Consider the following 2,580-nt stretch of genomic DNA (forward strand, 5'->3'; position numbering starts at 1 on the left):
ATCCAGCACATTCAACGGCACAGCGGACTCGCTTTTGACCGGGGCCATCTATTTCCCCAAGCAGCAAGTGAGCTATCTTGGCAACTTCTCGGGCAATGGCGGCTGCACCAGGGTCGTCGCAAATACGATTCAATGGTCCGGTAATTCAACCATCAATCAGGATTGCTCGAGCCTCGGAGTGCCCAACATTCCAGCCGCGCGGTCCGTGGCACTGTCCGAGTAGCTCCGTGGGGCGCCGGTCGATGCCGATCCTCGGCGATGATTCGGGCGTTGCGGCGGTCGAGTTCGCGATGGTGCTGCCCATTCTGTGCCTGGTGCTGCTTGGTATTCTGGACGGCTGGTCCTACATAACGAGTTCACTGTCGATGCGCGCCGGTGTGAAGACGGCCGCGAACCTGGTCATGAGCGGATCGACCGATGATGCGGCGACCCAGGCCCTTGCCATTGCGAGCTGGGAAAATCGGCCGGAAGACGGCCAGGTCACGCTAAGCCACATCCGTATGTGCGGGACGACCGTGGTCGACGCTTCCACCATGTGCAGTGGGCCCAAGGTGCCGTCGATCTATGTCCAGATACAGGCATCGGGCACCTGGGTGCCGCCAATTGCCTTCGGCGCCTTTGCCGCTCCCACCGTCATCGGTCACCAGGAGGTGATCCGTGTCCGCTAGGGTAAGCGCGTTGCGGCGGGATCGATCGGGCGGGGCCGGGCTGGAGTTCGCGCTGATCGCCCCCTTCCTTGTCATGCTGCTGTTCGGAATATTCGCCTTTGGCTGGTCGATGCACTCGGTCTCCAGTGTTCGCTATACGCTGGAGACGTCAGCGCGCTCGCTGCAGCTTAAGAACACGCTGACCCAGGCCGACATTCAATCGATCGCCACGCAGAAATTGCAGGCCTTGGGGTTCAAGGACGTGAACGTCACGATCGCCATCGACCCGGTGAGCGGCGGCTTCCGCATGGCGCATCTGACCGCCGCCTATGCCTTCGTCATCGACTTCCCCTACTTCAGTTCCTTCCCGATCAACTACGCGACAACCGTTACCGTGCCGCTGCTTGGCAGCGGCTAGGCTGTGGCCTGATAGCCTCGCGCGCCGGGGCTCTGCCAATGCACCGGTTTGGCGGTCGTGGCGCAAGCTTGGCACTCGGCCTGCTTTTTATGGCACGGGGCTAGCTAATATATTCGTTAGTGCTAATATTAAGATTACGTTACGTCATGTTCGACCATCTGTCGGGTGCAATGTGGGGGTTCCAATGAGAGTGGCTGTATTGTGCGCGGCTGTTGTTTTCGCTGCGACCGGTGTCGCTGTTGCCAAGGAAAAGAAGGCGGCGGTCAGTGACGCTGCCGCCTTGTGTTCCACGAAACCGTCGACCAAGAAGCCCGTTGCAAATCTGGACTGCGGTTTCACCGGAACCGCCAAATCGGAAGATAGCGGGGCAAAGGCAGAGCCGCGTCTCGGATACGACTCCAATCCGTGGATCATAACAGGCTTTTGACTTTGCACTGTCGGATGCCGGTTGAAGCGCTGAAGAGGGTCGTCTTGAGCGGCGCGCGACCCGTTCTCATGTAGGCTCCCGCACGCAAACTAGGCAAATAAATACGGACTTGCCACTCGGGGCTTCGCCCCGTTGTCGCAATGCCGTGAAAGCCCAACTCGACCGTGCAATAAAAAGCCCGCCACGGGGGCGACCTGCGGCGGGCTCTTGGAGCGGCTACATCCCTTAGGAATCGACCACTTTGTAGCAGGATTATGACCCGTGTGGCCGCGTTGGCCTATGGTGTGATCGCGGAAGACTGCGCGTCAGTTGAAGAGAGCAGCAGAGAGCCAAGCGAAATTGCCGACATTGGGAGGGAGGTTTGCGCCAAACGCAAATTTTTCTGGTACGCCCAAGGGGAATCGAACCCCTGTTACCGCCGTGAAAGGGCGGTGTCCTAACCGCTAGACGATGGGCGCGCTCAGACGAAGCGGCTTATACTGGCGTTGTGCGCAACCGGCAACCCGTCAGGTGCCACCTTGGACAACTTTTTTCCAGGCCTGCCAAATCAACGGTTTGCCGAGGGCTGGCAGGCTTGACGATTAGCGGCGACACCCATCGTTTCGTCATCCACGGGCGGAGCAAGGAGCGCTCCGTCGCGAAGACCCGAGGATGACGAAGTTGGGGACGCTTCAGCCTATCTCGAATGTTCAGGAGGCTGGAACGATATTGCCGGAACGGCCTTGGCGGCTGACAGGCGTAGGCCGTCAAATAGCGCTGCTAGCCGTCACCGCCGCTGCGCCGGCGGCAGCGCCAGTTCCAGTCGCGCTCGGGACCGACGTCGACGTGAACCGATTCTGTGTGGCAGTATGTGCCGACACCGCCGCGACCGGGCATGCTTCTGATGTAGCTCGCCAGTTCCCATTTCGAAACGCCGGGAACCTGGATGTCGGCGGCGGCGCAATACATGTGCAGCGAATTCTTGGCGCCGTTGGCGCGCCGGTTGCGGGCCGGGTCGCGATAGCCTGACGTCACCGTCATCTTGCGGCCGTAGTGGCCTTCGATCGTCTTCAGCACGCGCACCAGCGACGGCTTCAGGCAGGCCACAT

General features: G+C 60.5%; 3 protein-coding genes, 1 tRNA gene and 1 pseudogene. 3 read left to right on the forward strand and 2 right to left on the reverse strand.

What is annotated here, in order from left to right; translation table 11 throughout:
• The 3 genes and pseudogenes from ENZ75_RS34760 to ENZ75_RS28105 form a co-directional block, all read left to right on the forward strand.
• A pseudogene (locus tag ENZ75_RS34760) lies at positions 1 to 223 on the forward strand (hypothetical protein); the annotation flags it as partial.
• A 19-nt stretch (positions 224 to 242) separates the two neighbouring features.
• Entirely contained in the window at positions 243 to 668 is a 426-nt protein-coding gene (locus ENZ75_RS28100) for a TadE/TadG family type IV pilus assembly protein (RefSeq protein WP_032808908.1), read from the forward strand.
• A complete protein-coding gene (locus tag ENZ75_RS28105; RefSeq protein ID WP_013531997.1) occupies positions 658 to 1,065 on the forward strand; it encodes a TadE/TadG family type IV pilus assembly protein in 408 nt (135 codons plus the stop codon). Before ENZ75_RS28100 ends, ENZ75_RS28105 begins: the two co-directional genes overlap by 11 nt.
• An 810-nt stretch (positions 1,066 to 1,875) precedes the next feature.
• On the opposite strand, the gene ENZ75_RS28115 is transcribed toward ENZ75_RS28105, so the two are convergent.
• Both ENZ75_RS28115 and ENZ75_RS28120 read right to left on the reverse strand, forming a co-directional pair.
• A tRNA-Glu gene (locus ENZ75_RS28115) sits at positions 1,876 to 1,950 on the reverse strand.
• 301 nt (positions 1,951 to 2,251) lie between these two features.
• Positions 2,252 to 2,580: D-Ala-D-Ala carboxypeptidase family metallohydrolase (locus ENZ75_RS28120; protein WP_128278481.1), on the reverse strand; the 329-nt coding region annotated here is incomplete at its 5' end.

This window comes from Mesorhizobium sp. M7A.F.Ca.CA.002.04.1.1, assembly GCF_004022805.1.
In the GTDB taxonomy this organism is placed as follows: domain Bacteria; phylum Pseudomonadota; class Alphaproteobacteria; order Rhizobiales; family Rhizobiaceae; genus Mesorhizobium; species Mesorhizobium ciceri.